We start from the raw sequence: 24,550 nt of genomic DNA on the forward strand, positions 1-24,550 counted from the left end.
GTTAGTCGCGGGCGTTAAGCCGGGCCAGCAGCAGGGCCTCGGCCAGGATGGCGTTTTCGAAGTCACCCAGATGGATGGACTCGTTGGCCCCGTGCGCGCGGGAGTCCGGGTCCTCGGCGCCGGTGATGAGGATGTCCGCCTGGGGGTACAGCTTGTTGAGGATGTTGACGGCAGGGATGGACCCGCCAACACCCATGGACACCGCCGGCACTCCCCACGCCTCCTCCATCGCCGAGAGCATCAGCCGGGACACCGGGGAGGACGCATCGCCGGCAAACCCTTCGGTCCGGCCGCCCGGCGTAAAGGTGACTTCAGCGCCAAAGGGAACGTGTGCCTCTACATGCCGCCGGACCGCTTCCATGGCGGCCGCGGTGTCGCTTTCCGGCGCAAGGCTCAGGCTGAACCGGGCCCGTGCCACCGGCTGCAGCGTGTCAGAGGACAGCGCCACGGAAGGGGCGTCCACACCGATGATGGCAAGCGCAGGCTTGGTCCACAGCCGCGAGGTGATGCTGCCCGTCCCCGCGAGGGGGACGCCCGGCCGGACGCGCGCGTCAGCCCGGAACTCGGCTTCCGTCAGCACGGGCCCGGAAGACTCCGAAGCAAGCAGGCCCTCCACGGCCACGCTGCCGTCGTCGTGATGGAACGTTGCGAGAAGCCGGGACAGCGCCGCCACGGCGTCCACCACTGGCCCGCCGTAGGTTCCCGAGTGCAGGGCGTTGTCCAGCACCCGGACCTCCACGGTCCCCAGAATCAGCCCGCGCAGGCTCGTAGTGAGCGCTGGGATGCCCACTTTCCAGTTTCCGGAGTCGGCCACCACCAGCACGTCCGCCTTGAGCAGGTCCCCGTGCCGTTGCAGCAGCAGGGGCAGGCTGGGCGAACCGGCTTCCTCCTCACCGTCGATGAACACGGTCACGCCCAGGCCGAGCCCGTCGCCGAGCACCCGGAGCACGGTGCGGACGGCAGCCACGTGCAGGAGCACGCCGGCTTTGTTGTCGGCCACTCCCCTGCCCCAGAGCCGGCCGTCCCGCGTCACCGCTTCGAACGGCGGGCTCTCCCACAGCTCCACGTCCCCTGCGGGCTGGACGTCATAGTGGGCGTACAGCAGGATGGTCGGTTGGCCCGTCCGCGCAGGCCGGCGTCCCACCACCGCGGGCGCCCCGGGCCCTCCGTCCGGCCGTGGTGCCTGCAGAATGTCGACGTCGGCCATCCCGGCATCGCGGAGCAGGCCGGCCACCTGCTGGGCTGCCTTGTCCAGCTGCGACGGGTCGAAGGCCTCCCACGCCATCGCCGGGATCCGCACCAGTGAGGACAGTTCGTCGACGACGGCGGGAAAGTCCGCCGCGACGGCCTGGCGCAATCCGGGCAGCAGGGACATCAGCCCACCCTGTGGCGCTGCAGCCACATTTCCAGCAGGGCGAACTGCCACAGCACGTTGCTGTTCACGGGGGTCCGCTGGATATTGGGATCCGCGAGCAGACCGTCGATGTAGGCGGGCCGGAAGAGTCCGCGCTGTTTGGCCTCCGGGGCATGCAGGGCATCCCGCACCATGGAGATAAACGGTTCTTCAAGGTGCCGCAGGGCCGGAACGGGGAAGTATCCCTTGGGCCGGTCGATGATGGCTGCGGGCAGCATCTGCCGGCCCAGGTCCTTCAGGATTCCCTTCCCGCCCTGCGAGGCCTTGAGTCCGGGCGGGCAGGCGGCTGCGAGTTCCACCAGCTCATGGTCAAGGAACGGGACACGGGCCTCGATGCCCCACGCCATGGACATGTTGTCCAGCCGTTTGACGGGGTCGTCCACCATCAGCAGGTGGGTGTCCAGCCGGAGGACGGCGTCCAGTGCGGTATCGGCTCCGGGTGTTTCCAGATGGGCGGCCAGGACCTTGCGGCTTACATCGGACCCGCAGAACCATTCAGGTTCAAGGATCCCCATGAGGTCCTCGTGGCTGTGGTCCACGAAGGATGCCGAGAAGGTCCGGAGGGCGTCCCGGCGGCCGGCCGAGGCGAGCGGCTGATGGTAGGCGTAGCCGGCAAAGACTTCATCGGCGCCCTGTCCGCACTGCACCACCTTCACCTGCTCCGAGACCGTCCTGCAGAGCAGGTGGAAAGCGGTCACATCGTGGCTGGCCATCGGCTCGGACATCGCACCCACCGCGCCATCGATGGACGGGGCGAACTCGGACGTGCTGACGTGGAGCCGCTCATGGCGGGTGCCAAACTCCCGTGCAACCAGGTCGGAGTAGGCAAACTCATTGCCCGCGTCCCCGCCGGCGCCGTCGAACCCGATGCTGAAGGTGGACAGGCCGTGCTGTCCCTCGTCGGCCAGGAGCGCAACCAGCAGGCTCGAATCCAGGCCCCCGGAGAGGAGGACACCCACCGGCACGTCGGCCACCATCCGCCGTCGTACTGCCGTCCTTAACGCATCCCGGACGGCGTCCTGCCAGTCCCCAGCCGACCACCCGGACCGTGAAGCGTCGCGCGTGTAATCAGGGCGCCAGTACTCGCGGTCCTCCCAGGTTCCGTCGGCGCGGACGGTACGGATGGTGGCCGCAGGCAGCTTCTGGACCCCGCGGAGGATGGTCCGCGGCGCCGGAACTATCGAGTGCCAGCTGAGGTAGTGGTGCAGGGCAACCTCGTCCAGGGACGTGTCCACGCCGCCGGACGCCACCAGCGCGGGGAGCGTGGAGGCGAAGCGCAGCTTACCGGGCAGGTGCGAGACGTAGACCGGCTTGATGCCCAGCCGGTCGCGGACCAGGAGGACCTCCTGCCGCCGCGGATCGAACAACGCGATGGCGAACATGCCCACCAGGTGGTGGACAAAGTCGTCGCCCCACTTCCGGTAGGCCTTGAGGATCACCTCGGTGTCGCTGGTTGTCCGGAAGGTGTACTCAGGCTCGAGCTCCTTGCGGAGTTCGCGATAGTTGTAGATGCAGCCGTTGAAGGTGAGGGCCAGGCCGCCGTCGTCCAGCATCGGCTGCGCCCCCGCCGAAGACAGGTCGATGATGCTCAGCCGCTGGTGTCCCAGGGCAACCCAGCCGGCGTCGTCCCAGATCCCCCTTCCGTCGGGTCCGCGGGAGGTCATGGCCCCCATCATTGCGAGGACGGGCTCCCGGGAGGCCGTCTTACCGTTGAAGGCGATTTCGCCTGCTATTCCGCACATAACTTCCTCGTTTCCTGCGGCCTACAGCGATCTATGCTGCTCTTCGCGAACCACCCTGATGGTCTTCAGGGACGGGTCGGCGGGATCGGGCAGGACCATGCCGGCTTCCACCCCGCTGCGAAGGTAATCGATGGCGGCTTTGTTGATCCTTTCCCCGGGCAGCAGCAGCGGAACGCCCGGCGGGTAAGGGGTGGCCATTTCGGCGGCAATACGGCCGGGTGCCTCTTCAGCGGGGACGTTTTCCACCGGACCGAAGAAGGCATCCCGGGGCAGCATCACCGTCTCCAGGAAAAGGTCCTCCTCATCAGGAATTACGACGGCGGGCGGCCGGGGCAGGTCCGGGGCCGCCGCGGTGAGTGCACGGAGCGCGTCGAGGAGCCGCTGCGCGGTCCCGCTGTCATCGGAGACCGAGATGACGGCTTCGGTCCGGCGGTGGTCCGTGGTGCCCATGTCCACCCGGCAGTTTTCGCGCAGCCAGTCCGTGGCCTGGAAACCGCTGATTCCGAGTTCTGAAACGTCGATCATGATGTGCAGGATGTCCAGGTCGTGGGAGGCTTCGGCGTGGACCAGTTCGTCCTCCAGGACATGCAAACCGGGCAGCGCATCGATGTCGCGGCGGAGTCCGCGGGCGAGTTCCAGGGCTCTGTCGATCATCGACTTGCCCTCCTGCACCATCTGCCGGCGCCACCCGTCCATGGCGGCGTACAGCATAACGTTGGCGCTGGTGGTGGAGAGGACATCGGCGCACTGGTTCAGACGGACCGGGTCCACCAGGCTTCCCTGCAAATGGAAAATGGAGCCTTGCTCAAAGCCGAGCCCCATCTTGTGCACGCTGACCACGCAGATGTCCGCGCCCGCATTCATCGCCCAGGTTGGTGTATTCGGGTGGAACGGCAGTTGGGCGCCCCACGCCTCATCGACGATCAGCGGCTTGCCCCGCTTGTGGCAGATTTCGGCGATCGCCTCGATGTCGGCGCACGTCCCGTAGGGAGTGGGGCTGACGATCAGCGCGGCGGAGGCGTCCGGGTACCGCTGCCACATCTCCTCCACCGTCTCCGGCGCCGGCGGATGGGAGAGCTTGAGCTCGTTGTCCCACTTGGGTTTGATCCACCGCGGCTGCAGCCCGGAGAGCACCAGCCCCGAGACCACGGATTTGTGCGCGTCGCGGCTTATCAGGAGCTCGCCTTCCCCGCGGGTGACGGCCAGGATGGCTGCCTTCACGGACAGGGAGCTTCCGCAGGTCGAAAAGAAGGCCATGTCGGCATTGACGGCCTCGGCCATTAGCTGCTCCGCCTTCTGCAGGTAGCCGTTGGAGGACTTCCTGTCGTCCAGGCCCGAGGAGGCAACGACGTCGGACTTGAAGCTCTGCTCGCCCAGCACCTCCAGCACACGCGGATCGACGCCGCGGCCCTGGCGGTGCGCGGGCGGCGTGAAGCCGTACCTGTCGAGTTTCTGGTGTTCGGCCAGTGCATCGAGCACCGGTGTTTCACTCTGGTCCATCTGCCCTCCCGGGTAGTTCGCCTAAATTCCCTGTTCAGCCGTGAGCAGGGATGTCTGTGAGCTTTCGGATAGGTGTGGCAGGCAGGCAGGTGAGGTCGGCGGCGTCGGCGATGACGCCGCAAAGGCTGCCGGTGGTGGCGTGGACGGCCCGCTGCCTGGCGGCCCCTGTTCCCCTGTTCAGGACCTGGAACAGCAAACCCTCCACTGTGCCGAATTCGCCCTGGTCCAGCAGCACGGGCTGGATATGGTCCAGCAGGGACATCGCGACCTCGAAGGCAGCGCGGGGCTTGCCGGTCAGCGGATCCAACAGCTGCCCGTCCAGCCCGTAGCGGCCCGCCTGCCAGGCAGCGAGCCGAAGCTGCGCGGCGGACGCGGGCACGGGCGGCACGCCGGAGCGCCATTGCCGGGCTGCCGTTTCCGCCAGGGCCCGCACCAGGCCGGCGAGCAGGACGGCGTCGTCGGCAAACAGGCACACGTCGCCCACCCGGATCTCAACGGTGGGATGGCGGTGGCTGAGCCTCGCGTCAAAGTAGATTTGCCCCTTGTCCAACGGAACTCCCGAGGTGAGGATCTCCTGCACCTGCGCGTGGTAGGCCTTTGCGGAACCGAAAATCTCGCAGGGCCCCGCGGTGGGCCACCTGTTCCAGGCCTGGGAGCGGTAGCTTGCGTAGCCGGAATCCACGCCGTTCCAGAACGGGGAGTTGGCGGTGATGGCCGTCAGGACCGGGAGCCAGATCCGGATCCGGTCAAGGATGGCCACGCCGTCCTCGTCCGACTCGACCTCCACATGCACGTGGCAGCCGCAGGTCAGCTGTTCCACCGCCGTTAGGCCGAACCGCTCCATCATCCGCTGGTACCGCAGGCCCGGCGTAGTGGTGGACTGCACGGGCAGGGGTGACGTCGCCAAGGCAACGGAACGCGCTCCGGCCGCTCGGGCTGTGGCGTCTGCACTCATCCGCCGAGCAGTGATGTCCTGTGCGAGTTCCTCCAGGGTGATCCTGGGAAGGGTGCAGGTTTCAATCTGTTCCTGCTTCATCTCGCTGCTGAGGCCATCGTCGGCCAGGCTTTCCAGCACTTGGCCCAAAGGAACAGCGTGACCGTCGGTGAAGTCGAGGATCAGGAATTCTTCCTCGACACCTACGCGGCGCATCAGCGCAGCTCCTTGGAACCGGCGCTTCCCCTGCGGCGGACGTGCCCGGCAGCAGGACGACAGATGGGGACAAGATAAGCCATGACTACTCCTCGGTTGAACCCGTGGGGCGTTGGCTTAACCTCCGTTGGTCACCACATCGTAAGCATGCTTAGTTCCTGTCCGCAAGTCGTGGGGAGTCAACTGCCCCCCAAAGAGGGGCAGTTATACAGGGCGGGCTAGAAGGCTTCGGGCTGGATGGAGATCGTCGCCGTGGCGGCGGACGTTGCCATCGATGCGGACGAGACCGACGACGGCGTGGCCGGCAGCAGGCGGGACAGGTACTTTGCCCGGGCTGCTTCGACGAACCCGCGGAACAGCCCGAAGTCCTCGGGAAGTTCCTCCGGGTGCCACTGGATGCCCAGCGTGAAGGTGTTGGCCGGGTACTCGATGGCTTCCACCACCTGGTCCTCGCTCCAGGCTGCGGCAATGAGCCCCTCGCCGAGCCGGTCCACCGCCTGATGGTGGGCCACGGGGACAATCTGGGTGTCAGGGCCAATCAGGCGGGCAAGCTGCGAGTCAGGCCGGACATCGACAGGGATCTGGTTGAAAGCGTAGCCGCCCAATTGGTACTGCCCGTTCCCCACGACGTCGGGCAGGTGCTGGTGCAGGGTGCCGCCCAGCGTGACGTTGAGCAGCTGCTCCCCGCGACAGATGCACAGCAGCGGCACGTCCTGTCGGAGTGCTTCCCGGATCAGGGCCTGTTCCCAGGTGTCCCGCTCACGCCGGGGCTCCCCGGTTTCGGAATGGGCTTCCTGGCCATAGAGGGCGGGATCAACATCCCAGCCTCCTGGGATGAGCAACCCGTCCAGCCTGCCCACCAGGGCTTCGACCACGCCGGGGGCCACCGGCTGGGGCGGCAGGAGGGTGGGCACGCCGCCCGCTGCAATGATGGGGGCAAGGTAGGTCTCGGGAAGGAACGCCGCGCTGACTGTGCCGCAGCCGGCGGTGCCGGCAGGCTCAAGGTAGGTGCTGAGGCCGATGATGGGCTTCACGGCGGCGTCGGTCGTTTCCAAGGTTTTCCTTCCAGGCGAATTCTCTGCCTTTAAGGATATGAGAGCGGCGGCCCTGCTTTGTTTCAAGCGGATGAAGATCACATCTCAGTTCCGCTGTCGGGCGTTTCATCCATGGCCGCGGCAAGCTCGACGTCGTCAAGGTACCTGGCAGCCGGCCATCCGGTGGCGGCGGCGAGCCTGTCCAGGGATGCCAGGTGCTGGCGCGCCAGTTCGATGGCGAGTTGCTCCATGATTGCCGGCACGTTCCGGACGATCAGGTCGCTGAGGAAGACCTGGAGGCGGCCTGCCAGACGGCCTCCGGCTTCTGCGTCTGCCGCTGCGAGCCGGGTCAGGGCGGCGGCAGCCATGGCGGGCCTGTCGCTGAAGAGTTCCATGAACTGTCCTCCGCATGTGTGTGGATGGGAATCACCGGGACCGGCAATACCCGGCGCAGATCTTCGCGGCCCGCTAGAAGGCAAGGCCCCCGCCCGGGAGGGAGGTGCGCGCCGGCACTCCCACCCACGTCTCGTACTCGGGCACGTCCTGCACAACCGCCGAACCCATCCCCACTGACGAATAATCACCCACGGACAAGCCATCAGCGACGCCTGCGTTCACGCCGATGTGGACGCCACGGCCCAGCCGCACGCCCTCTCCCAGCGAGGACCCGGCGGAGAACGTGGTGAAGTCCCCTGCCTGCAGGGCCCAGCCCAGAGTCACGGACGGCATCACCACTGTGTGGCTCCCCAATGACACCTGCGGTCCAACCGTGGCGTGCCGCAGCAGGATGCTTCCCGGGCCGATCCGGCAGTCGTCCGGCAGGCGGATGTCCGGATCCAGCACTGTGCCATACCGGTTGCCTTCCACACCCGACTGGGCAAGCCGCTCCACCACCGCTTCCCTGTCCCGGCCTAAGGGCAGGCACACCGCGAAGAGCGCCTTCGGGAACATGGCGGCGTCCTCGAGGGCGCCGAGCACGGGGGCGCCGTCGAGCAGGACGTCAAGGAGTTGGGGGTCGTCGTCAAGGATCCCCAGGACGTCGTACTGGCCGCTGGCGCGCACGGTCAGCAGCACTTCGCGCGCCAGTCCAGTGGCGGCCAGCAACAGCAATTCGCTCAAGGGGTGTCGCTTCCGGGCCCGGGGAGGCGGGCGGCAGGTCTGTGGCTTGCCCGGACACCGCTTCTTGGCTCCTGGCTGTTGGTCAGGGCCTCGGCGATTCGAGGAGCAATCCGCCAGCGTGCCCAAGTACAAGTTAACGCCGCAACAGGTCCCCGGGAAGACGGCACGGGAAACAGGGTTGGTTTATGGGGTTTTCCTGCGGAATTCGGGGGTTGCCGCACTGCAGCAAAATCACTTGGAAGCTTGACAAAAACTTGAGTGATTACCGAGGCATATTTTGATACTGCTCGGCCAAGCTATTCCCATCGGAGCCGCTCAGGGCTCGCAAGGTCTCAGCGGTTACCCGCACAAAGTTCTAGGGGAAATGACATGGGCAAAGTGGCAGGACGTAAGAAGCGCATCATCGGCACGACCGTTGCACTCGTGGCCATCGGCGGCGGCGCTGCCTTTGCCTACTGGACGGCCACCGGCACCGGCAGCACCTCCGGTACAACCGGCGCTTCCAGCAACTTCACCGTTACCGCGAGCGTTGCCGGCGCCGCCCTCACCCCCGGCGGCGACGCCCAAACGGCCACCTTCACCATCACCAACCCGGGCACCGGGGTCCAGAAAGTCCAGACGGTCGTAGCCACTGTCGCCAACAGCGACGGCAGCGCCTGGACCTCAGTTCCCGGTTGCTCCAAGGACGACTTCAAAGTGGGCACAGCAGTCTTTACACCGGAGGAACTTGCCGCCAACCAATCGTTGACCGGAACAGTAACTCTTCAGATGATCAACCGCGATGCCGACCAAAACGGCTGCAAGGGTGCAACGGTGCCCCTGTACTTCTCGGCCAGCTGAAGAGGGCAGGGGCTCACTTTCTTGGAACAGTCTGTCAGCTTCTTGGCCCTGTGGTGATGAAGCCCGCCTAAGCGCTCCCGAAGCCGACATTCAGGAAGGTCCCCGTGCCCGCCACCGCCAGCTCCCCCGAAGCCTCCCCCCGGCTTCGGCGGGAGCTGGCGGTCTTTTCACGCGTATTGGGCAGCGGCGCCTGGGTCTTTATCGTCCTTCTCTTCGCTACGCTGCTGGGGGTCGCGCCCGCCTCCGCCCACTGGCTGGCCTTCGGAACGGGAAGTACGACGGCGTCAGTCGCCACCCTGCTTCCACCCACCAACGTGTCGGTGCCGGCAATCAGCAACTCGAGTGTGGGCGTCAGCTGGACTGCGCCCACCGGTTCTGTGGTTCCCACCGGCTACTACGTCACCCGTATCACCGGGTCTGCGGCCGTGGCCGCCTGCGGTTCCAGCCCAGCAGCGCTGGTCGCTGCCACGTCCTGCACGGACACTTCCGTTCCGGAAGGAACGCACAAGTATCAAGTGACGGCGGTCTACCGCTCCTGGTCAGCGGCAAGCGCGCCGAGCGGAAACGTGACGGTGGCGAGCCTCCAAGGTCTCTTCTTTACATCACAGCCGTCCTCAGTTCTTGTTGCAGGCACGGCAATTCCCGCATTCACGGTGCAAGCCAGGACTCTTGGGATTTTGCCGAACCTCCTTGGCGGAGCGCCGGTGACCATCAGCATTGGCAGCAACCCCGGTGGAGGAACACTTGCCGGCCCGACCGTGACCGTAGAAACAGACGTGTGGGGTAACGCCACGTTCACTGGCCTCTCCATCGACAAGGCCGGATCCGGCTACACCCTGATTGCCTCGAGCCCTAGCTATGCAGGAGCGGTCAGCAACAGCTTCACGGTTATGCCCGCTCCTGCTACCAAACTGGTAGTGACGTCCGGCGCCACCTTGGCCGGTCCGGCGTCGTCGGCCGCCCTGCTAGGCCCCGTCACCCTGGAACGCCAGGACTCATACGGCAACCCGGTCACCACCGGAACCACGTCGGTCACCCTATCCAGCACCGCAGCCACGACGGGAACTTTTGCTGCAACCGCCAACGGAACCAGAATTACCGGCGTAACAATTCCGGCGGGGTCAGCAACGTCGTCGTTCTTCTACGGTGACACCGCCGCCGGCACGCCAACCATCACTGTTGCCACTCCTGGGCTGACAGCACCGCAGCCCATCAAAGTCACCATCAGCGCCGCGCCGGCAGGCAAACTGAGTTTTGATCCGATTCCCACGGTTGTTCCCAAGAACCCAAGCAATATGCCACCAGTCAAAGTCCGGATTCTTGATGCTTTCGGTAACCTGACTGATAGCACCGCTTTGGTCACCCTCCAGTCCAACTGCAGTATCAAGCACACAGGCTCGGGCCCGATAACGGCGACAGCCTACGCCGGAATTGCCACATTCCCCGATTTACAAATCGCCGGGAATGCCAGCGGTTGCATACTTACGGCCAGCAGCGGCACGTTGGCAGGAGCTCAGAGCAACGAGTTCAACACGGGCACATAACCCGTTCCGGTACGAAGCTAGCCCGCGGATTTCACTCCGGAACTCCCCGGCCGACCCGGCTCGTACAGGTCGATGATCGGCAGGTGCCCGTCGGTGCGGATGGCGTCGCCGCCGCCGCTGCGGTGGTGGTAGCCGCTGGAGTAGTTGAGGATCACGTGCACCGACTCCACGGCGCGGGCCGCGCGGAGGGTCTCGATGATGAAGTCGCGTTCCTCGTCTGTCCGGTCTGCGATCTTGTGCGTGATCTGGAATGTAAAGAGGGACAGTCCAACGCTCCTGTCGTACGTTCCGGCGCCAACCCAGTCCACGGACAGCCCGCCGGGCAGCATCCAGCCGGCCGGGCACTTCCAGAACCGCACGTGGTGGCGCTTGCGCGGGTTGCCGTCGATCTCGCGCTGGAACGCCAGGTCCTGCTTGTTGCCGAAGACGTACAGCGAACTGACGGGCGCCGCCGGGTAACTCCGGCCCAACAGGGTGGATGTCAGGGTGCGCCACGCAGTGGCCGGGGTGATGGGATCGGCTTCAACCCAGCCGGCAGTCAGCATGGCACGCCGCAGCTCCTCCCCCGTCCCCACCACGGCCAGGTTCACGGGGTCGCCCAGGACCCCGTCGCCTGTCCGGGTCCTGCCGATGAAGTAGTCCGGGATGTACAGGCTGCTCAGGATTTTGTGGATGCGCGGCAGCAGCGCGTACGCAAGAATCAGCCACACCGGAAGGAACACCCAGGCCTGCTCCGGCCCGCGGGAGAGCCGCGACAGCAGGAAAAACCACACCGCCCAGCCCACCGCGACGGTGACCACCAGATAGAGCAGCCGCTGCAGCACGGCCAGGACCGTGGCCCACCGGCTCTGCCGCCGCTCCACGCGGTTCGGGGAACGCGAATGGTCCGGCTCGTGCGGAACTGGCCGCCCGCCGTCGTACCTTCCGCCGGGATCAGGAACGCGGCTCACGGCTCGTCGGGGGTCAGCTGCTCCACGATAATCCGGGCCGTTTCGTGATCCCCAAGGATCCGGAAGTGCCCGGCCGTGGGCAGCTCGATGTTGGTGGCACCGGGAAGGACGCTGCCCTCCGGGATGTGCGGGTCGAACGGGCCGTAGATGGAGGTAATCCGGCTGTTGATGGCTTCCTCACGCGCCAGCTGGAGGGTCAGCGCGTTGCTGGGCGAGAAGATCCGCAGGCTCGGCAGCAGCATGTACTTCGCGTAGCGCGACCCGGAAAACGGAGTGCACACCGTGATCATCCGGGAGATCCGGCCCTCGGGGTCCAGGTTCAGCATGGCGTACTTGCCGATCAGCCCGCCCTTGCTGTGCGCCACGATCGCCGCGTCCCGCAACCCGGCCTCCTCAAGGTGCTGCGCTACCAGCCGCGCCGCCACGGGGACGTCCAGCTTGTTGCGCTGCAGCACCGTGACCACGTGGACGGGATGGCCGGCGTCGTGGATCGACCGGATCAGCGGCATCATGAACTGCCAGTTCTCGTACACGCCCGGGATGATCAGCACAGGACTCAGGTGGCCCTTGTGGAAGGAACCCGGCTGCACCCGGGACAGCATGCCCTGGACCTGGCAGACCGCGGCGTAGACGTAGTCCTGCGCCCACCACACGGCCTTCTGCAGCGGACTGCTCCGGGCAGGTGCCCCCGTTTCACTCATCTGATGAGGATAACGGGTCAGTAGTTGCGGCGGTGCTTTAGCCGGGGAATAACGACGGCGAATACCGCCGCCGCCGCGAACCCCAGGACGCCCGTGGCTGAGATCCCCGCGCCCAGTGAGGCGAGCGCCGTCACGCCCGAAAGCAGGACCGGCCCGCCGGTGGACCCGGCATCGGCCATAAACCGCCACAGTCCCAGGAACTGGCCCCGGCCCCGGTCCGGCGAGAAGTCCGCGCCGAGCGTCATCACCAGCCCTGAGCTGATGCCGTTGCCGAAGCCGATCAGCAGCGCCGCCAGCAGCAGCCCCACAAAGGACCCGGTCAGCGGAATCAGCAGCAGCGCGGTACCCATCAGCAGCGTGGACGGTACGGCCACAAACTGCCGGCCCATGCGGTCCATGAGCTTGCCGGCCGGATAGAACACCAGCATGTCGATCGCTCCGGACAGGCCGTAAATCAGCGAGGCGGAGGTGGCGTCGAAGCCCAGGTGGTCGGCCCACAGCGGGATCACCACCTGCCGTGAGGATCGCAGCGCGCTCAGCAGCAGGATGCCCACACCCAGCGAGAGGAACACGCCCGCATGGGACACCGCGACGCTCCGGAGGGTGGGCTCCGGACCCTTGTGTCCGCCGGCGGGCACGCCTACCGCGGCAAGATCCGGGATGGTGAGGGACAGCAGCGCGGCGGCCGCCATGGCTATCACACCCACCCAGTACGCACCGCCGATGCCGGAGAACTGCATCACCGCCGCACCCAGGAACGGGCCGATGAACACGCCGATCCGGTTCACGCCGCCCAGCGTGGACAGCGCCCGTGCCCGGAACTGCACGGGCACAGCCTCGGTGAGGTACTTCTGGCGGGCCAGGCCAAAGACGCTTCCGGACATGCCGACGACGGCCATCGCCGCCGCGAGCAGCCAGAGCCCGTCGGGCACCAGCGAGGTCAGTCCCGCTGCCGCCAGCGCCAACGCTGCGGCGACGGCGGCACCCACGATGGACCACCGCTCACCGAACTTGAGGGTCACCAGGGAGGCCGGCAGGTTGAAGAACCAGGATCCCAGCCCCATCAGCGTGACGATCAGCGCCGCGACGGCCACCGAGGCGCCCAGGTCCCGGGCGGTCAGCGCCACCACCGGCAAGATGGCGCCGGTGCCGATTCCGTAGAGCAGGGTGGGCCCGAACGCGGCCACGGCGATGCTGCGCAGGCTGAAGGGCTGCTGGTTTTCGGGGGAAGTCATCAGATTTATTTTATGGCGGGGAGCAGCAGGCAATTCCCACGTATGGCCCCGGACACATCAGCGCAAATTCGGGGGTCACAAATGGCCCGCGGAGGAGTAGCGTTCGACTTATGGGGCGTTGTTCCGCGCCCACAGCCAAGGGGAGGTCATTCGATGGGTGAAGTGTGGATCCGCACGCTCGGCAACGGGCTGGTCCGGGCAGACAGAGTCACCGAAATTTCATCCACCCGGGGATCCCTCCATGAGGACCAGGGGTATTCGCTGAAGGTCATCGTGGACGGCAAGGGCCATGTGCTGATTGACGACGCCGACCTCCAGGGCACCCTGGCCGAACGGCTCGAGTATGCGCGGCACATGGAGGACGCCCTGCTGCTCGCCATCGACGAGGCAAAGGAAAGCGACGTCTCGATGGTGATCTCCTACGAGCCCGAACGCGAGCGGTGGTCGTCCGCCCCGGTGACAGTCTTAACCGGGAGCATCCCCGTCATCAGTTAGGCGGCAGGCTCGCTGCCGTCCGCGGCGGTTCCGGCCGCACTTCCTGCGTGTCCGGGGCTTCCTGGGTGTCCCGGGTTTCCTTCATGTCCTGGATTTCACCCGTGCGCGCCGGCAGCCCGCTGATGCTCGTGCGGGTAAAGCAGAGCGCCCACAGCGCAACCACCAGCACCACCACCAGCACCCAGGGCAGGTCCGGCCATGCCAGCATGAAGGGCACGGCCACGGCCACCGCGGTGACGATCAGCAGGTACCAGGTGACGTACCACCACGGGTTGGCGGGCGGATTGCGGGTGGGGTCGCTGGATTGCCGGAAGGACGGCTTCCGCATGCGCTGCAGCCGGTTGTGCAGCACACCCCACACCGGCCCGTTGAGCAGTCCGATGAGAACAGCCGCAAACACGGCGGTGGTCACCGCCAGCACACCCCAGTTTTCCCAGTGCCCCCAGTGGTAGGACGGGCCCGAGCACAGCCAGGAGGACCACCACGGATCCTGGCCTCCTCCGGGCGGGCCGCACTGGACCCGGTTCCGCGCCCAGTCCTGCGAGCCCAGCCAGGCGAGTGAGGCCGGGGCGCTCAGCGCGGCGGTGAGGATCGAGAGGAGCCGGGTCACCCCCAGGCTCTTGACCATCACGCGGTGCGGCCGGAGCCGCCGGTCGCCGTCGAGCCCGCGCAGCACGAGGCCGTGCGGGTCTGCCGGCGGGTCCAGGATCAGCCGGGCCAGCGGATCGAGCACCTCCACCCGGTTGCTGGAGTAGACGATGTGGTCGTAGATGAGCCCGGACCTGTTGTACACCGGGTGCTCCTCCGGGCCGGGCCCGCCGTCGCCCGCGGTGTCCCGGGCATAGAGCTTTCCGAATACGGGCAGTGGCCCGTTCTCGTGTGTGGATATGGGCCCGGCGGGGACGAAGTCGAACTTGCCCCACACGTTGATCCAGCGGGGCCGGTCCGGGTTGGCCAGCCAGTCCGTCACCGGGTCCTCCCCCGTTCCGCCGCCCCACTGCGCGTAGCCCAGCAGGTCCAAGCCGCTGCCCACGCTGACGAAGTTGGTGGCCCGCGCCTGGTTCTGGAACAGGACCTGCCCGGTGATCGCGGCACCCTGGCTGTGCGCCACTACCGTCACCTGCGTCCCGCCGTCGTGGTCCCAGCGCTGGAGCGTGTCCACCACACGCTGCCGCATCGCGGCCGCCTGCAGCGGCTTCCGCTTCCACACCTGCGGGTCGCCCAGGAAGTCCGCGAACAGGGACACGATTTTCCCGATCCACCGGCCCGGCCCCGGAATCCACGCCAGGAGGATGATCAGCAGCAGCACCACCAGCACGGCCAGCAGGATGAAGAACCCGGCAGACGCCGCGATCAGGGTGAGCAGCATCTGCCGCAGCCGGGCCGCGAGCCATGCGGGGCTTGCCCGCCGGCGGCCGGGATAGAGGTTCCACCTGATCAGCTGCACGGACCGTTTGTAGACGCGCAGGGCGGTGCGCAGTGCCCAGGAGTAGGTGGACGCGGCCGACGCCGGCTCGAAGTCCCTGCCCCAGGACGCCTCGGTCATGAGGACAGTGAGGTAGTCCGGCCTGCCGTCCGCATAGCCGCGCAGCACTTTCACCCACACCTCGGGAGCGTCCCCCACTGCGTTTGCCTTGGTGATGACCAGGTGCGGGCACGGGACGTCACCGGGGACCAGGTCCAGGGACAGATCGTGCAGGCTGAGCATCAGCGGCTGGGCCCACTCCTGGAGGGTGCCGCCTTTGAGGGCCCGGCCCATGCCATGGACAAACACCACGGCGTGGTCCGGGGGCCCGCCCGGCACTTCCGCAGCGTCACCGCCGTCGTTATCCTTCTTGGCGTCCCCCAGGCCATCGCTCACGCGCTTGCCCATGGCTACATGATCCACCCGGGCCGGACGGAAGCGGAAGGTTTCAAGCCCCCTTCTTTCGCAGGCCAGCGCGGGGTAATGAAAAGACCATCCGATGTAATAAACGTCACCATGTTGCGTGAGTCACATTCGCCCCCTACTCTGGATGAGGCTGATGCAAACGGCCATAGCAAGAAGCTGCAGCGTCGCAGCCAATGCCGGGGAAGGCTTTACAACTTGAACTCTAAGCTGAACATTGTTGTCCGTATCGATCTCGACCACGCACGTGCAAAGGTGATTGCAAAGGGGCATATCACCGTCCACAGCGTCAACGCCCTATATGTAGTAGCAAAGCGGGCCAATTCCCTCAGGGAAGGCCTTGATTTGGAACTCGATATCTCCCACGCCTGGGTGGATGAAGCAGCCCTGGAGATGCTCCGGGCCTGTTCCGAAACCCACCATCTGCCAGCCAAAATCGATCCGCAGCAGGCGCCCTGCACCATCAGCGTCCTGGCCCCGCGGCGTAAGGCTCCGGCAGCAGCCACCCGCCTGGCCGCATAGGCCAAGGCAACGGCAACCCACAGCGCCCAGCATCGGGCCCCGGGTTTGCCACCCAAAACTTTTCTTGACCCAAACCCTTGAGCGCAGCTGTACCTGAATAGACGGGTGGCTGTGCTTTTGGGTTTAAAGGGACCTTCCCAGAGGTTCAGCTCAGCACCGGGCTGGAATCCGGGCGCTGCCCTTGGGAGTTGGCCTTCAGCCATTCTCTGAGGAGCGGAGCCGGCAGCGGGCGGGCGAAATGGTAGCCCTGGGCATAGTCGCAGCCCATTGCCCTGAGCACCTGGACCTGGCCGGGGGTCTCCACGCCTTCGGCCACGGCCCGGATGCCGACCGCGTGCGCCAGGTCGATGCAGCTGGTCACAATCGCCGCGTCGCCGGTGTCGGTTCCCAACCCCATGATGAAAGACTGGTCGATCTTCAACTCATCGATAGGAAATTTCTTAAGGTAGGTGAGGCTGGAGTAGCCGACGCCGAAGTCATCAACGGCGAGGCTGACGCCGAGGTCCTTGAGGGCCATGAGCTGGTCGAGGGCGCCGCCGGGATCGTCCATCAGGGCGGTCTCGGTGATTTCCAGGACCAGGAGCGAAGGATCCATCCTCCGCAGCCGGAGGGCGTGTTCAATCATGGGCACCAGCCCGGGGTCGTTCAACTGGCGGGCTGACAGGTTGACCGCCACCTCAAGCCTGGACCCGCCGGCGTCTTCGATCCGCCAGTTTTCGGCCTGCCGCAGCGTCTCCTCCAGGACCCATGCGCCCAGCGGCCGCACCAGTCCGGATTCCTCGGCCATCCCAATGAACTCCGACGGCGCGAGAAGTCCCCGCGAGGGGTGCTGCCAGCGGACCAGCGCCTCCACGCCAACGGCAAGGCCGGTGCGCAGATCGACGCGCGGCTGATAGTGCAGCCGGAGTGCGCCGTCGCTGATGCCGTGGCGCAGCTCGGCGAGGGCCCGGAGCCGGTCCGCCGTGGGGTCGGATTCTGCCGGCTGGTGCAGTTCCCAGCGGCTCCGCCCCAGCGATTTTGCCCGGTACATTGCGATGTCGGCGCGGCGGACCAGATCGTCCATGGTCTCGCCGTCCTCGCCGGCGACCGCGACGCCGATGCTTGCGGACGTCACAATCTCCAGCCCCTCGATCAGCATCGGGGCCCGGAGGACGTCCAGGAGCCGCGCGGCCCGTGCCGTTGCTTCATCCGTCCCGGCAAAAATGTCCACAACGATGAACTCGTCGCCGGACAGCCGGGCAACGGTGGCCTGCTTCCCCGCGGCAGGGACCAGGCGCCGCGCCACGGCGACCAACAGCTCGTCCCCCGCTGCGTGCCCCAGGCTGTCGTTGACCGCCTTGAAGTGGTCAAGGTCGATGCACAAAGCCGCCAGCGTGCCCTGCCCGGCACGCCTGGCTGCAAGGAAGCCGTCCAGCTTTGCCTTCAGCCCGGCCCTGTTGGGAAGGCCGGTCAGGGGGTCCTGCAGGGCGAGCCGCTGCAGTTCATGCTCAGCTTCGGCGCGGCGGGCTTCGGATTCCTCCGCATTCCGCAGCGCTGAGACCAGTTCCTTTTCGTACATGCGGCGTTCGTGTGCGCTGAAGATGATGATGCGCACGGTGGCCGGTTGCTGCCCGGATGCCGGACTGCGTGATGCCGAGAGCAGGGCAGCGCGGCGGCTGCCGTCAGCGCAGATTATTTCGACCGCAACCTCGGACACCGCACCGGCAATACCAAGCTGCGGAATGCAGTGGGTGGAATACAGGATCTGGTCACCCACCGGCATCAGTGACTGGATGCCGGAACCGACCAAGTCCGGAAGGCTGTAACCGGACCAGTGCAGGAAGGTGCCGTTGACCGCGGTGATGCGGCCGCCGTCGTCGGTTACCAGGTAACCGCAGGGTGCCTGGTGGAAGAGCGCCTCGAAGTCAACAGGCTCCGGGCCAGGCACGCTTGTCATGGGCTCGCAGCAAGATATTGCTGGATGGCGCGGGCGGTTGCTTCCGGCGCACTAACGTGGGGACAGTGGCCGGTGGCCTGCAGGTGCACCAGCGTGCTGTGCCCCAGGTGCCGGTTCAGGTAGTCGCCCACCTCCGGCGGGGCAAGCAGGTCGTCGGAGCACTGCAGGATCAGGCTGCTGGTGCCTACCTCGTCCAGCACTTGGCGTGTGTCGGACAGGAACGTGACCCTGGCAAAATGGCGGGCGATGGACGGGTTGGTCCGGCAGAAGCTGCTCCGCAGGTCCTCGGCGAGCCCGGGCTGCTCGGAGTTCGCCATCACCATCGGCGCCAAAGCCTCGGCCCAGGCGAAGTAGTTGCTGTCCAGTGAGTCCAGCAGGCCCTCGATGTCAGCCTGCGAGAACCCGCCCACATAGCCGTCGTCGGGATCGTCCGTATAGCGGGGGGACGGGGCAACCAGCACCAGGCGGGAGAACAGGCCGGGTTCCTGCACCGCCGCGATCGCGGCGATCATTGCGCTGACGCTGTGCCCAACAAGGATGACGTCCTGGAGTTCCAGGGCGGCGCAGATCTCCAGCAGGTCCGCTGCGTAGCCGTTTAGCGTCCCGTACTTGGCACGGTTGTAGGCCGCGGCGTCGGAGCGGCCGGCACCTACATGGTCGAACAGCACCAGCCGGTAGTCGTCGGCGAAGTACGGCAGCAGCCGCCGCCACATGTCCTGGTCGCAGCCGAATCCGTGGGCGAACAGCATCACCGGCCCCTCCGCATTGCCCGTCACCGTAACGTTGTTCCGGCGGATCACCGATGAAACGGCGGCGGTTGCTGCTTCGACCATGTGTTCACTCGCCCTTGAATATGACTGTGCTTTTCCTGATATTAGCGGCGGGAAGATGCGGAATCCTAGGACCCGGTTCGGCTTGCGCGAATCTTGCCGGTAACCGCAGCCAACGAACGGTGGGCTTCCTTTATGGCCGGACGCCGGCAGGTAGGCTGTGTGCAGCAGCACTTCAAGTAGCCGGAGGCTGTCTATTTTAGTCTGTGCCGGGGGGAACAGATGAGTCGGATGCAGGATATTAAAGGCGGGACTGTCTTCGAGTGGCGGCAGCGACTGGGGCAAACAGCCGGGGGTTCGTGGGCAGGAGCGGCTGAACCCCTGTTGGGCACTGGTGGCGGCCGGTGGCAGGCCGCGGCCGGGCAGCTACCGCTGGCCATCATGCTGGTCCTTTTGGTGGCAGCAGCCGGGGTGTTCAGCCCGGCAACGTTGCAGGACCCTGCCTTCCAGGCAGCCGTGGCAGGCCACGCCTTACTGTTCGCACTGGCCGCCATTGTTCCGTGGCATCGCCTGCCGTCCGCCGTCTTCTCAGTAGTTCCCGTCCTTGACTGCGTGGCCATCGGGTTCACCCGGCAGGCCGGCGGCCCGGAATTCAGTGTCCTGAGCCTGCTCCTGGTCTTTCCTGTGATCCGGCTTTCCGTTAATCGCGGGCGTCCCGGCGTGCTGCTGGCGATCCTCGGCGTGCTGCTGAGCGCCATCGTTCCGGCATTCGCCATGGGCCGGGACGACGCGCAGGATTCCGCCATCCGCATCATCTTCCTTCCGCTGATCATGGCCGGCGTCGCCCTCACCGCCCACTTCGTGGCGCGCGCCCTTATCAACCAGCATCAGACGCTGACCCAAAAGGACCGGGAGCTGGCAGACACATTGGCCGAAAGCATCCACCGCCAGCAGCTCCTCGATGCAGTCCTGTCCTCGATCAACGTCGGTGTCTGGGTTATCGATCAGGACGGACGCGGCGTGCTCACCAACAAGGCCCTGGAGGTGGACCCTGCCTTGGCCGGGTTGGCAACAGGGCGGCGGCCGCTGTTCCTCCCCGACCGCACAAGCGAAGCCCCCACGGAACGCCTGCCCAATATCAGGGCGGCAAAGGGCGAAGAGTTTACTGACGAGTTGTATTACGCCGGCACAAGCGATGACCAGCATGCCTATTCGGTCAGCGCCTCCCCCATCCGTTCAGCGGAAGGCGTGTGTACTGGCGCCGTGGTCACCTTTGCGGAGGTCACTGAACTCATCAACGCGCTTAAAGCCAAGGACAACTTCGTGGCCACGGTTTCACACGAGCTGCGCACCCCGCTGACCTCCATCCTCGGTTACCTGGAAATCGTGCTTGACGAGCCGGACCACAAGGAGATCGAGCCCGAACTGCTCATCATCCACAGGAACGCGACGCATCTGCTGACGCTCGTGAACGATCTGATCGCCGTCGCATCCGACCGCGTGGAACTCTCCGTGCAGGAGGCTGACATCACCCACCTGCTGGCTCAAGTGGTGGAATCCCTGCGGCCGCGGGCGGCCAGCTCGGGGCTCCGACTGGTGATGGAGGCCGGCCAGCCGCTGGTTACCCGGGTGGACGCGGGCCGGATCCGCCACGTGTTCAAGCACCTGCTGTCCAACGCCATCAAGTACTCACCGGACGGCGGAACAATCACCGCCAGCCTTCGAAGCAATGGCCAGGGCCTCGTCTGCTCCATCACCGACCCCGGCATCGGGATGACGGAGGATGAGGCCGCACACGCCTTTTCAAAGTTTTTCCGCTCCGAACGGTCACGGGACACGGCCATCCCCGGAGCAGGCCTGGGACTGCCCATCAGCAAGACCATCGTTGAGGGCCATGGCGGGTCCATCAGCCTCAGCACCGCACCCGGGAAGGGCACCACGGTCACCCTTTCGCTGCCGTCCCGCCCAGCTTAGGAGGCGCAGGAGATGGCAGCGTCCGACGGCGGGACAGGCTTTCGCTGCACCGTTACCACCGGCGCCTTCCGCGGGCAGGATTTGAGGAACTCTTGAGGGCTTCTTGAGCGAACGTGCTGAGGTCCTTGAGCTACGGCATGCACAGTAGTTGGTGAAAGGCCTGGAGCGCATGGGGGTGCATCTGGGAATTGGGCCCAGCAGTCCACAGGCCTTGAGTCGGGCAACCGATGGTCTCAGCGCTTGGCGGTGTCACGAAGCCGGCACCGCCAAGCAGCCCCGAAAGTCGCCATGAGGTTGCCAACAAACACCACAACAGCGTTTATCAGAAATATGTTGCTGCTTTCATCGGCGCCATCAACCCAAGCGACGTCCCATCACCGGCCGGGAAGAGTCCTAGGATTTCTTGTATGAGGATTGCCGTTGCAGGGGGAACCGGAACCGTTGGCCGTTATGTCGTGGAGCAGGCCAGCGCGCGCGGCCATGAGGTGGTGAGCCTGAGCCGCTCCGAGGGCATTGACCTGGTGACCGGAAAGGGCCTGGAGCAGGCACTCCGGGGCGTGGAAACGGTCATCGACGTGTCCGGCATCAAGTCCATGGCCACCAAGAAGAACGTGGACTACTTCACCAACAGCACCCAGAACCTGCTCGCTGCGGAGAAGAAGGCCGGTGTGGGGCACCACCTGGCTCTCTCGATCGTGGGAATCGACCATGCGACGTCCGGCCTGTACGCGGGGAAGCTGGCGCAGGAGGACGCGGTGCGGCACGGGGACGTGCCCTGGACCCTCCTGCGCTGTACCCAGTTCCATGAGTTTGTACCGCTGACGGCGGACGTCGCCTCCGTAGGCCCGGTGGTGCTGGTTCCCAAAATGTTCACCCAGCCCGTGGCGGCCAGCGAGGTGGCGGAAGCCCTGGTTGCGGCAGCCGAGGCGGGTCCGCAGGGACGCATCGCCGACCTGGGCGGCCCCCGCACCGAGGAGCTCGCCCGCCTGGTCCGCGCTTATCTGGATAAGACGGGCCGGCGCAAGAGGATCGTCGAGGTCCCGTTCCCGGGGTCGATGGGGAAAGCCATGCGCCATGGCGCGCTGGTCCCGGCGGAGGGTGCCGCCGTCGGACGCCAGACGTTCCTGGAGTGGCTGGAAGGCGCCGTTTAAACGGACCTGAACGCCAAAAAATTAGGCGTGCTTCCGGATGCGGCTGAAGAGCAGGCCCACCAGGGCCAGGGAGAGCATTGCGGCGATCAGGCTCAGCGTGGGGTTCACCCACTCCGGGACCAGGTCCGACACGGCATTGCATCTGTTGTGGAGCGGGAACACCGCACTGCCGTCGCGCGGATGCCGGAGCCGGTAGTTCAGGTCCAGTTCCTGGCCGGCGGCAAGGCAGGCATCGCTGAGGTCGCCGCTGGCAATGAACGTGGACTGGGTGTAGTAGACCGCGCCCAGCACCACCGCGGTAACCAGGGCGGCGGTGAGCCAGATTCGCGTTGCTTTGCGCTGTGGCATGGGGAGCTGCTCCCGATGCAGTTTTCGAACGGTCCGGATGCTTGAACCCGTAAATTCACCATAGCCATGCCGCTGCCACAGGTCAGCGCGGTTTGCTCAAGATACAGGCAATTTTGCGCCGCGGCAGGGCCGCTTAGGCCTGGTCCTGCAGATGCGCATCCCTGATGCCGGGAGGAATCGCGCCCTGGATGACCCAGCGGTTGCCGTCCGGGTCCGAGAAGTAGGCGAACAGCACGCCGCCCATGTCCTGGACCTCGCTGATGCCTGCACCTCGCGCCAGGAGTTCGGTCCGCGTGGTGTCCATGTCCGGAACAACCAGCTGCAGCCCCTCGAGGCTGCCCGGCACCATGGAGGTCATGCCCGTCCCGATGACGATTGACGCCGCCGATCCCGGCGGGGTCAGCTGCACCACCCGCATTCCGGGGATGTGCTCCACGTCGTGGTCCAGCACGAAACCCAGCTTCTCCGTATAAAAGGCCTTGGCCCTGTCCACGTCAGCCACCGGTACCTGCACTACTTCAAGGCGCATCTCCATCCCGCCACAGTACCCCGCATAAGGCCCGTTCCGGCCACGTAGAATTGACCGGGAGCGGCCGCACCACAAAGGCCGCCCCGGCGCGGTGCTGCGCCCCTTCAATCTTCGAACAGACCATTTCTTCGAACAGTGCGAGGGCGCTGCCGTGCGTCTTCCAGACCACGAACGGAGCCAGCAATGGCCGCCACCGCCGGGAACGCCCCTGCCTCTACGCCCGAACAGCTCCAGTCGGTGCGGGAAACACTCAGGTCCCCCAGGAGGCTGAAGACCGAGGTCCTGGGTGGCCTCGTCGTCGCCCTCGCCCTGATCCCGGAAGCCATCGCGTTCTCGGTCATCGCCGGAGTGGACCCCCGGCTGGGCCTCTTCGCGTCCTTCACCATGGCCGTGACAATCGCTGTTGTGGGCGGCCGCCCGGCCATGATCTCCGCGGCCACCGGCGCCGTGGCCCTGGTGATCGCCCCGCTGGTGAAGACCCACGGCGTGGACTACTTGGTGGCCACCGTCATCCTGGCCGGGATCTTCCAGGTCATCCTGGGACTTGCCGGAGTCGCGAAGCTGATGCGCTTCATCCCCCGCTCGGTGATGGTGGGCTTCGTCAACGCCCTGGCCATCCTGGTCTTCATGGCCCAGGTCCCCGAACTCCTGGGCGTCCCGTGGATGGTCTACCCGCTCACCGCCCTCGCGCTGCTCATCGTCTTCGGGCTGCCCAGGCTGACAACCGTGGTTCCGGCCCCGCTGGTCGCCATCGTTGTCCTGACCCTCATCACGGTGTTCGCTTCCATCACGGTCCCCACCGTCGGCGACAAGGGACACCTGCCCGAGTCCCTGCCGTCCCTGTTCATCCCCAACGTCCCGATCACCCTCGAGACGCTGCAGGTCATCTTCCCGTACGCCCTGGCCATGGCCTTTGTGGGACTCCTGGAATCCCTGATGACCGCCAAGCTGGTGGACGACGTCACGGACACCCGCTCCTCCAAGACCCGCGAGGCCTGGGGCCAGGGCGTGGCCAACATCGTCACGGGCTTCACCGGCGGCATGGGCGGCTGCGCGATGATCGGCCAGACCATGATCAACGTCAAGGCCTCGGGCGCCCGCACCCGGATCTCCACCTTCCTGGCCGGCGTCTTCCTGCTGATCCTGGTGGTGGCCCTCGGCGGGGTGGTCTCGGTGATCCCGATGGCCGCGCTGGTGGCCGTGATGATCTTCGTCTGCTGGGCCACGTTCGACTGGCACAGCATCCACCCCCGCACCCTGAAGATGATGCCCAAGAGCGAAACCACGGTCATGGTGGCCACGGTCATCGCGGTGGTGGCCACCCACAACCTGGCCATCGGCGTCGGCGCCGGCGTGCTGGTGGCCATGGTGCTGTTCGCCCGCCGGGTGGCGCACTTCGTCACCGTCGAACGGACCATCAAGGACATCGAGGGCCAGGAGACCGCCACCTACACGGTGAACGGCGAGCTGTTCTTCGCCTCCTCCAACGACCTCTTCACCCAGTTCGAATACGCCCTGGACCCGCAGCATGTGGTCATCGACATGCACGCCTCCCACCTCTGGGACGCCTCCACCATCGCCGCCCTGGACGCCATCACCGAGAAGTACCGCCACCACGGCAAGGACGTCAAAATCATCGGCCTCAACGACGCCAGCACCCTCATGCACGAACGCCTCGCCGGCAAGCTGGGCACAGGGAACTAAGGCA

22 protein-coding genes are annotated in these 24,550 nt (G+C 66.1%); 7 read left to right on the forward strand and 15 right to left on the reverse strand.

Annotated features, from left to right (window positions below):
* Position 1: 1 nt before the first annotated feature.
* The 7 genes from P2Q66_RS05020 to P2Q66_RS05050 form a co-directional block, all read right to left on the reverse strand.
* On the reverse strand, positions 2-1,375 hold the full coding sequence (locus P2Q66_RS05020) for a M20/M25/M40 family metallo-hydrolase (protein WP_275726098.1): 1,374 nt from the start codon (positions 1,373-1,375) through the stop codon (positions 2-4).
* On the reverse strand, positions 1,375-3,156 hold the full coding sequence (locus tag P2Q66_RS05025) for an N-acetylglutaminylglutamine amidotransferase (RefSeq protein ID WP_275726100.1): 1,782 nt from the start codon (positions 3,154-3,156) through the stop codon (positions 1,375-1,377). Before P2Q66_RS05025 ends, P2Q66_RS05020 begins: the two co-directional genes overlap by 1 nt.
* Positions 3,157-3,177: 21 nt before the next feature.
* Entirely contained in the window at positions 3,178-4,656 is a 1,479-nt protein-coding gene (locus P2Q66_RS05030; protein ID WP_275726101.1) for a PLP-dependent transferase, read from the reverse strand.
* 34 nt (positions 4,657-4,690) lie between these two features.
* Positions 4,691-5,806, reverse strand: coding sequence for a glutamate--cysteine ligase (locus P2Q66_RS05035; protein WP_275726102.1), 1,116 nt, complete (start codon positions 5,804-5,806; stop codon positions 4,691-4,693).
* A gap of 218 nt (positions 5,807-6,024) precedes the next feature.
* Positions 6,025-6,861: a gamma-glutamyl-gamma-aminobutyrate hydrolase family protein gene (locus P2Q66_RS05040; protein ID WP_275726103.1), complete on the reverse strand. Its 837-nt coding sequence runs from the start codon at positions 6,859-6,861 to the stop codon at positions 6,025-6,027.
* Between the two features lie 77 nt (positions 6,862-6,938).
* A complete protein-coding gene (locus tag P2Q66_RS05045; protein ID WP_275726104.1) occupies positions 6,939-7,235 on the reverse strand; it encodes a hypothetical protein in 297 nt (98 codons plus the stop codon).
* Between the two features lie 73 nt (positions 7,236-7,308).
* On the reverse strand, positions 7,309-7,959 hold the full coding sequence (locus tag P2Q66_RS05050) for an acetyltransferase (RefSeq protein WP_275726105.1): 651 nt from the start codon (positions 7,957-7,959) through the stop codon (positions 7,309-7,311).
* Between the two features lie 369 nt (positions 7,960-8,328).
* Here P2Q66_RS05050 and P2Q66_RS05055 point away from each other — a divergent pair, with 369 nt between their 5' ends.
* A complete protein-coding gene (locus tag P2Q66_RS05055; protein WP_275726106.1) occupies positions 8,329-8,799 on the forward strand; it encodes a hypothetical protein in 471 nt (156 codons plus the stop codon).
* Positions 8,800-8,903: 104 nt separating this feature from the next.
* Positions 8,904-10,343, forward strand: a complete 1,440-nt coding sequence (locus tag P2Q66_RS05060; RefSeq protein WP_275726107.1) for a fibronectin type III domain-containing protein — start codon at positions 8,904-8,906, stop codon at positions 10,341-10,343.
* A gap of 17 nt (positions 10,344-10,360) precedes the next feature.
* Here the strand turns inward: P2Q66_RS05060 and P2Q66_RS05065 are convergent, their stop codons facing one another.
* Genes P2Q66_RS05065 through P2Q66_RS05075 form a run of 3 tightly spaced genes read right to left on the reverse strand, consistent with a single transcriptional unit; the run spans position 10,361 to position 13,229 of the window.
* A complete protein-coding gene (locus P2Q66_RS05065; RefSeq protein ID WP_275726108.1) occupies positions 10,361-11,293 on the reverse strand; it encodes an LssY C-terminal domain-containing protein in 933 nt (310 codons plus the stop codon).
* Complete coding sequence (locus tag P2Q66_RS05070; protein WP_079596501.1) at positions 11,290-11,994, reverse strand: alpha/beta hydrolase; 705 nt, start codon at positions 11,992-11,994, stop codon at positions 11,290-11,292. Before P2Q66_RS05070 ends, P2Q66_RS05065 begins: the two co-directional genes overlap by 4 nt.
* A gap of 17 nt (positions 11,995-12,011) precedes the next feature.
* Positions 12,012-13,229 (reverse strand): MFS transporter, encoded by a 1,218-nt coding sequence (locus tag P2Q66_RS05075; RefSeq protein WP_275726109.1) that lies wholly within the window; start codon positions 13,227-13,229, stop codon positions 12,012-12,014.
* 153 nt (positions 13,230-13,382) lie between these two features.
* Here P2Q66_RS05075 and P2Q66_RS05080 point away from each other — a divergent pair, with 153 nt between their 5' ends.
* The gene (locus tag P2Q66_RS05080) at positions 13,383-13,724 is read left to right on the forward strand and encodes a hypothetical protein (protein WP_079596499.1); all 342 of its coding nucleotides are present in this window, start codon (positions 13,383-13,385) and stop codon (positions 13,722-13,724) included.
* Here the strand turns inward: P2Q66_RS05080 and P2Q66_RS05085 are convergent.
* On the reverse strand, positions 13,717-15,597 hold the full coding sequence (locus tag P2Q66_RS05085; protein ID WP_275726110.1) for a hypothetical protein: 1,881 nt from the start codon (positions 15,595-15,597) through the stop codon (positions 13,717-13,719). The genes P2Q66_RS05080 and P2Q66_RS05085 overlap by 8 nt on opposite strands.
* A 213-nt stretch (positions 15,598-15,810) precedes the next feature.
* On the opposite strand from P2Q66_RS05085, the gene P2Q66_RS05090 reads away from it, so the two are divergent.
* Positions 15,811-16,134: a hypothetical protein gene (locus tag P2Q66_RS05090; RefSeq protein WP_079596497.1), complete on the forward strand. Its 324-nt coding sequence runs from the start codon at positions 15,811-15,813 to the stop codon at positions 16,132-16,134.
* 145 nt (positions 16,135-16,279) lie between these two features.
* On the opposite strand, the gene P2Q66_RS05095 is transcribed toward P2Q66_RS05090, so the two are convergent.
* The gene (locus P2Q66_RS05095; protein WP_275726111.1) at positions 16,280-18,070 is read right to left on the reverse strand and encodes an EAL domain-containing protein; all 1,791 of its coding nucleotides are present in this window, start codon (positions 18,068-18,070) and stop codon (positions 16,280-16,282) included.
* The gene (locus P2Q66_RS05100; RefSeq protein ID WP_275726112.1) at positions 18,067-18,903 is read right to left on the reverse strand and encodes an alpha/beta hydrolase; all 837 of its coding nucleotides are present in this window, start codon (positions 18,901-18,903) and stop codon (positions 18,067-18,069) included. The genes P2Q66_RS05095 and P2Q66_RS05100 overlap by 4 nt, the downstream gene beginning before the upstream one ends.
* Before the next feature lie 228 nt (positions 18,904-19,131).
* On the opposite strand from P2Q66_RS05100, the gene P2Q66_RS05105 reads away from it, so the two are divergent.
* Complete coding sequence (locus P2Q66_RS05105) at positions 19,132-20,814, forward strand: PAS domain-containing sensor histidine kinase (RefSeq protein WP_275726113.1); 1,683 nt, start codon at positions 19,132-19,134, stop codon at positions 20,812-20,814.
* A 407-nt stretch (positions 20,815-21,221) separates the two neighbouring features.
* Positions 21,222-21,965 (forward strand): NAD(P)H-binding protein, encoded by a 744-nt coding sequence (locus P2Q66_RS05110; protein WP_275726114.1) that lies wholly within the window; start codon positions 21,222-21,224, stop codon positions 21,963-21,965.
* A 21-nt stretch (positions 21,966-21,986) separates the two neighbouring features.
* Here the strand turns inward: P2Q66_RS05110 and P2Q66_RS05115 are convergent, their stop codons facing one another.
* Both P2Q66_RS05115 and P2Q66_RS05120 read right to left on the reverse strand, forming a co-directional pair.
* A complete protein-coding gene (locus P2Q66_RS05115; RefSeq protein ID WP_275726116.1) occupies positions 21,987-22,313 on the reverse strand; it encodes a hypothetical protein in 327 nt (108 codons plus the stop codon).
* A 133-nt stretch (positions 22,314-22,446) separates the two neighbouring features.
* Positions 22,447-22,848, reverse strand: a complete 402-nt coding sequence (locus tag P2Q66_RS05120) for a VOC family protein (protein ID WP_275726117.1) — start codon at positions 22,846-22,848, stop codon at positions 22,447-22,449.
* Positions 22,849-23,025: 177 nt separating this feature from the next.
* Between P2Q66_RS05120 and P2Q66_RS05125 the strand changes: the two genes are divergently transcribed.
* Positions 23,026-24,546, forward strand: coding sequence for a SulP family inorganic anion transporter (locus P2Q66_RS05125; RefSeq protein ID WP_275726119.1), 1,521 nt, complete (start codon positions 23,026-23,028; stop codon positions 24,544-24,546).
* Positions 24,547-24,550: the final 4 nt, after the last annotated feature.

This window comes from Arthrobacter sp. Cr_A7, from assembly GCF_029222765.1.
Classification (GTDB): Bacteria; Actinomycetota; Actinomycetes; order Actinomycetales; family Micrococcaceae; genus Arthrobacter.

What these genes read in the sequence shown, in the direction of transcription:
- P2Q66_RS05020 (WP_275726098.1), bottom strand. Translation starts at nt 1,375, where the DNA reads ATGTCCCTGCTGCCCGGATTGCGCCAGGCCGTCGCGGCGGACTTTCCC.
- P2Q66_RS05025 (WP_275726100.1), bottom strand. Translation starts at nt 3,156, where the DNA reads ATGTGCGGAATAGCAGGCGAAATCGCCTTCAACGGTAAGACGGCCTCC.
- P2Q66_RS05030 (WP_275726101.1), bottom strand. Translation starts at nt 4,656, where the DNA reads ATGGACCAGAGTGAAACACCGGTGCTCGATGCACTGGCCGAACACCAG.
- P2Q66_RS05035 (WP_275726102.1), bottom strand. Translation starts at nt 5,806, where the DNA reads ATGCGCCGCGTAGGTGTCGAGGAAGAATTCCTGATCCTCGACTTCACC.
- P2Q66_RS05045 (WP_275726104.1), bottom strand. Translation starts at nt 7,235, where the DNA reads ATGGAACTCTTCAGCGACAGGCCCGCCATGGCTGCCGCCGCCCTGACC.
- P2Q66_RS05055 (WP_275726106.1), top strand. Translation starts at nt 8,329, where the DNA reads ATGGGCAAAGTGGCAGGACGTAAGAAGCGCATCATCGGCACGACCGTT.
- P2Q66_RS05070 (WP_079596501.1), bottom strand. Translation starts at nt 11,994, where the DNA reads ATGAGTGAAACGGGGGCACCTGCCCGGAGCAGTCCGCTGCAGAAGGCC.
- P2Q66_RS05075 (WP_275726109.1), bottom strand. Translation starts at nt 13,229, where the DNA reads ATGACTTCCCCCGAAAACCAGCAGCCCTTCAGCCTGCGCAGCATCGCC.
- P2Q66_RS05080 (WP_079596499.1), top strand. Translation starts at nt 13,383, where the DNA reads ATGGGTGAAGTGTGGATCCGCACGCTCGGCAACGGGCTGGTCCGGGCA.
- P2Q66_RS05085 (WP_275726110.1), bottom strand. Translation starts at nt 15,597, where the DNA reads ATGGGCAAGCGCGTGAGCGATGGCCTGGGGGACGCCAAGAAGGATAAC.
- P2Q66_RS05095 (WP_275726111.1), bottom strand. Translation starts at nt 18,070, where the DNA reads ATGACAAGCGTGCCTGGCCCGGAGCCTGTTGACTTCGAGGCGCTCTTC.
- P2Q66_RS05100 (WP_275726112.1), bottom strand. Translation starts at nt 18,903, where the DNA reads ATGGTCGAAGCAGCAACCGCCGCCGTTTCATCGGTGATCCGCCGGAAC.
- P2Q66_RS05105 (WP_275726113.1), top strand. Translation starts at nt 19,132, where the DNA reads ATGCAGGATATTAAAGGCGGGACTGTCTTCGAGTGGCGGCAGCGACTG.
- P2Q66_RS05110 (WP_275726114.1), top strand. Translation starts at nt 21,222, where the DNA reads ATGAGGATTGCCGTTGCAGGGGGAACCGGAACCGTTGGCCGTTATGTC.
- P2Q66_RS05115 (WP_275726116.1), bottom strand. Translation starts at nt 22,313, where the DNA reads ATGCCACAGCGCAAAGCAACGCGAATCTGGCTCACCGCCGCCCTGGTT.
- P2Q66_RS05120 (WP_275726117.1), bottom strand. Translation starts at nt 22,848, where the DNA reads ATGGAGATGCGCCTTGAAGTAGTGCAGGTACCGGTGGCTGACGTGGAC.
- P2Q66_RS05125 (WP_275726119.1), top strand. Translation starts at nt 23,026, where the DNA reads ATGGCCGCCACCGCCGGGAACGCCCCTGCCTCTACGCCCGAACAGCTC.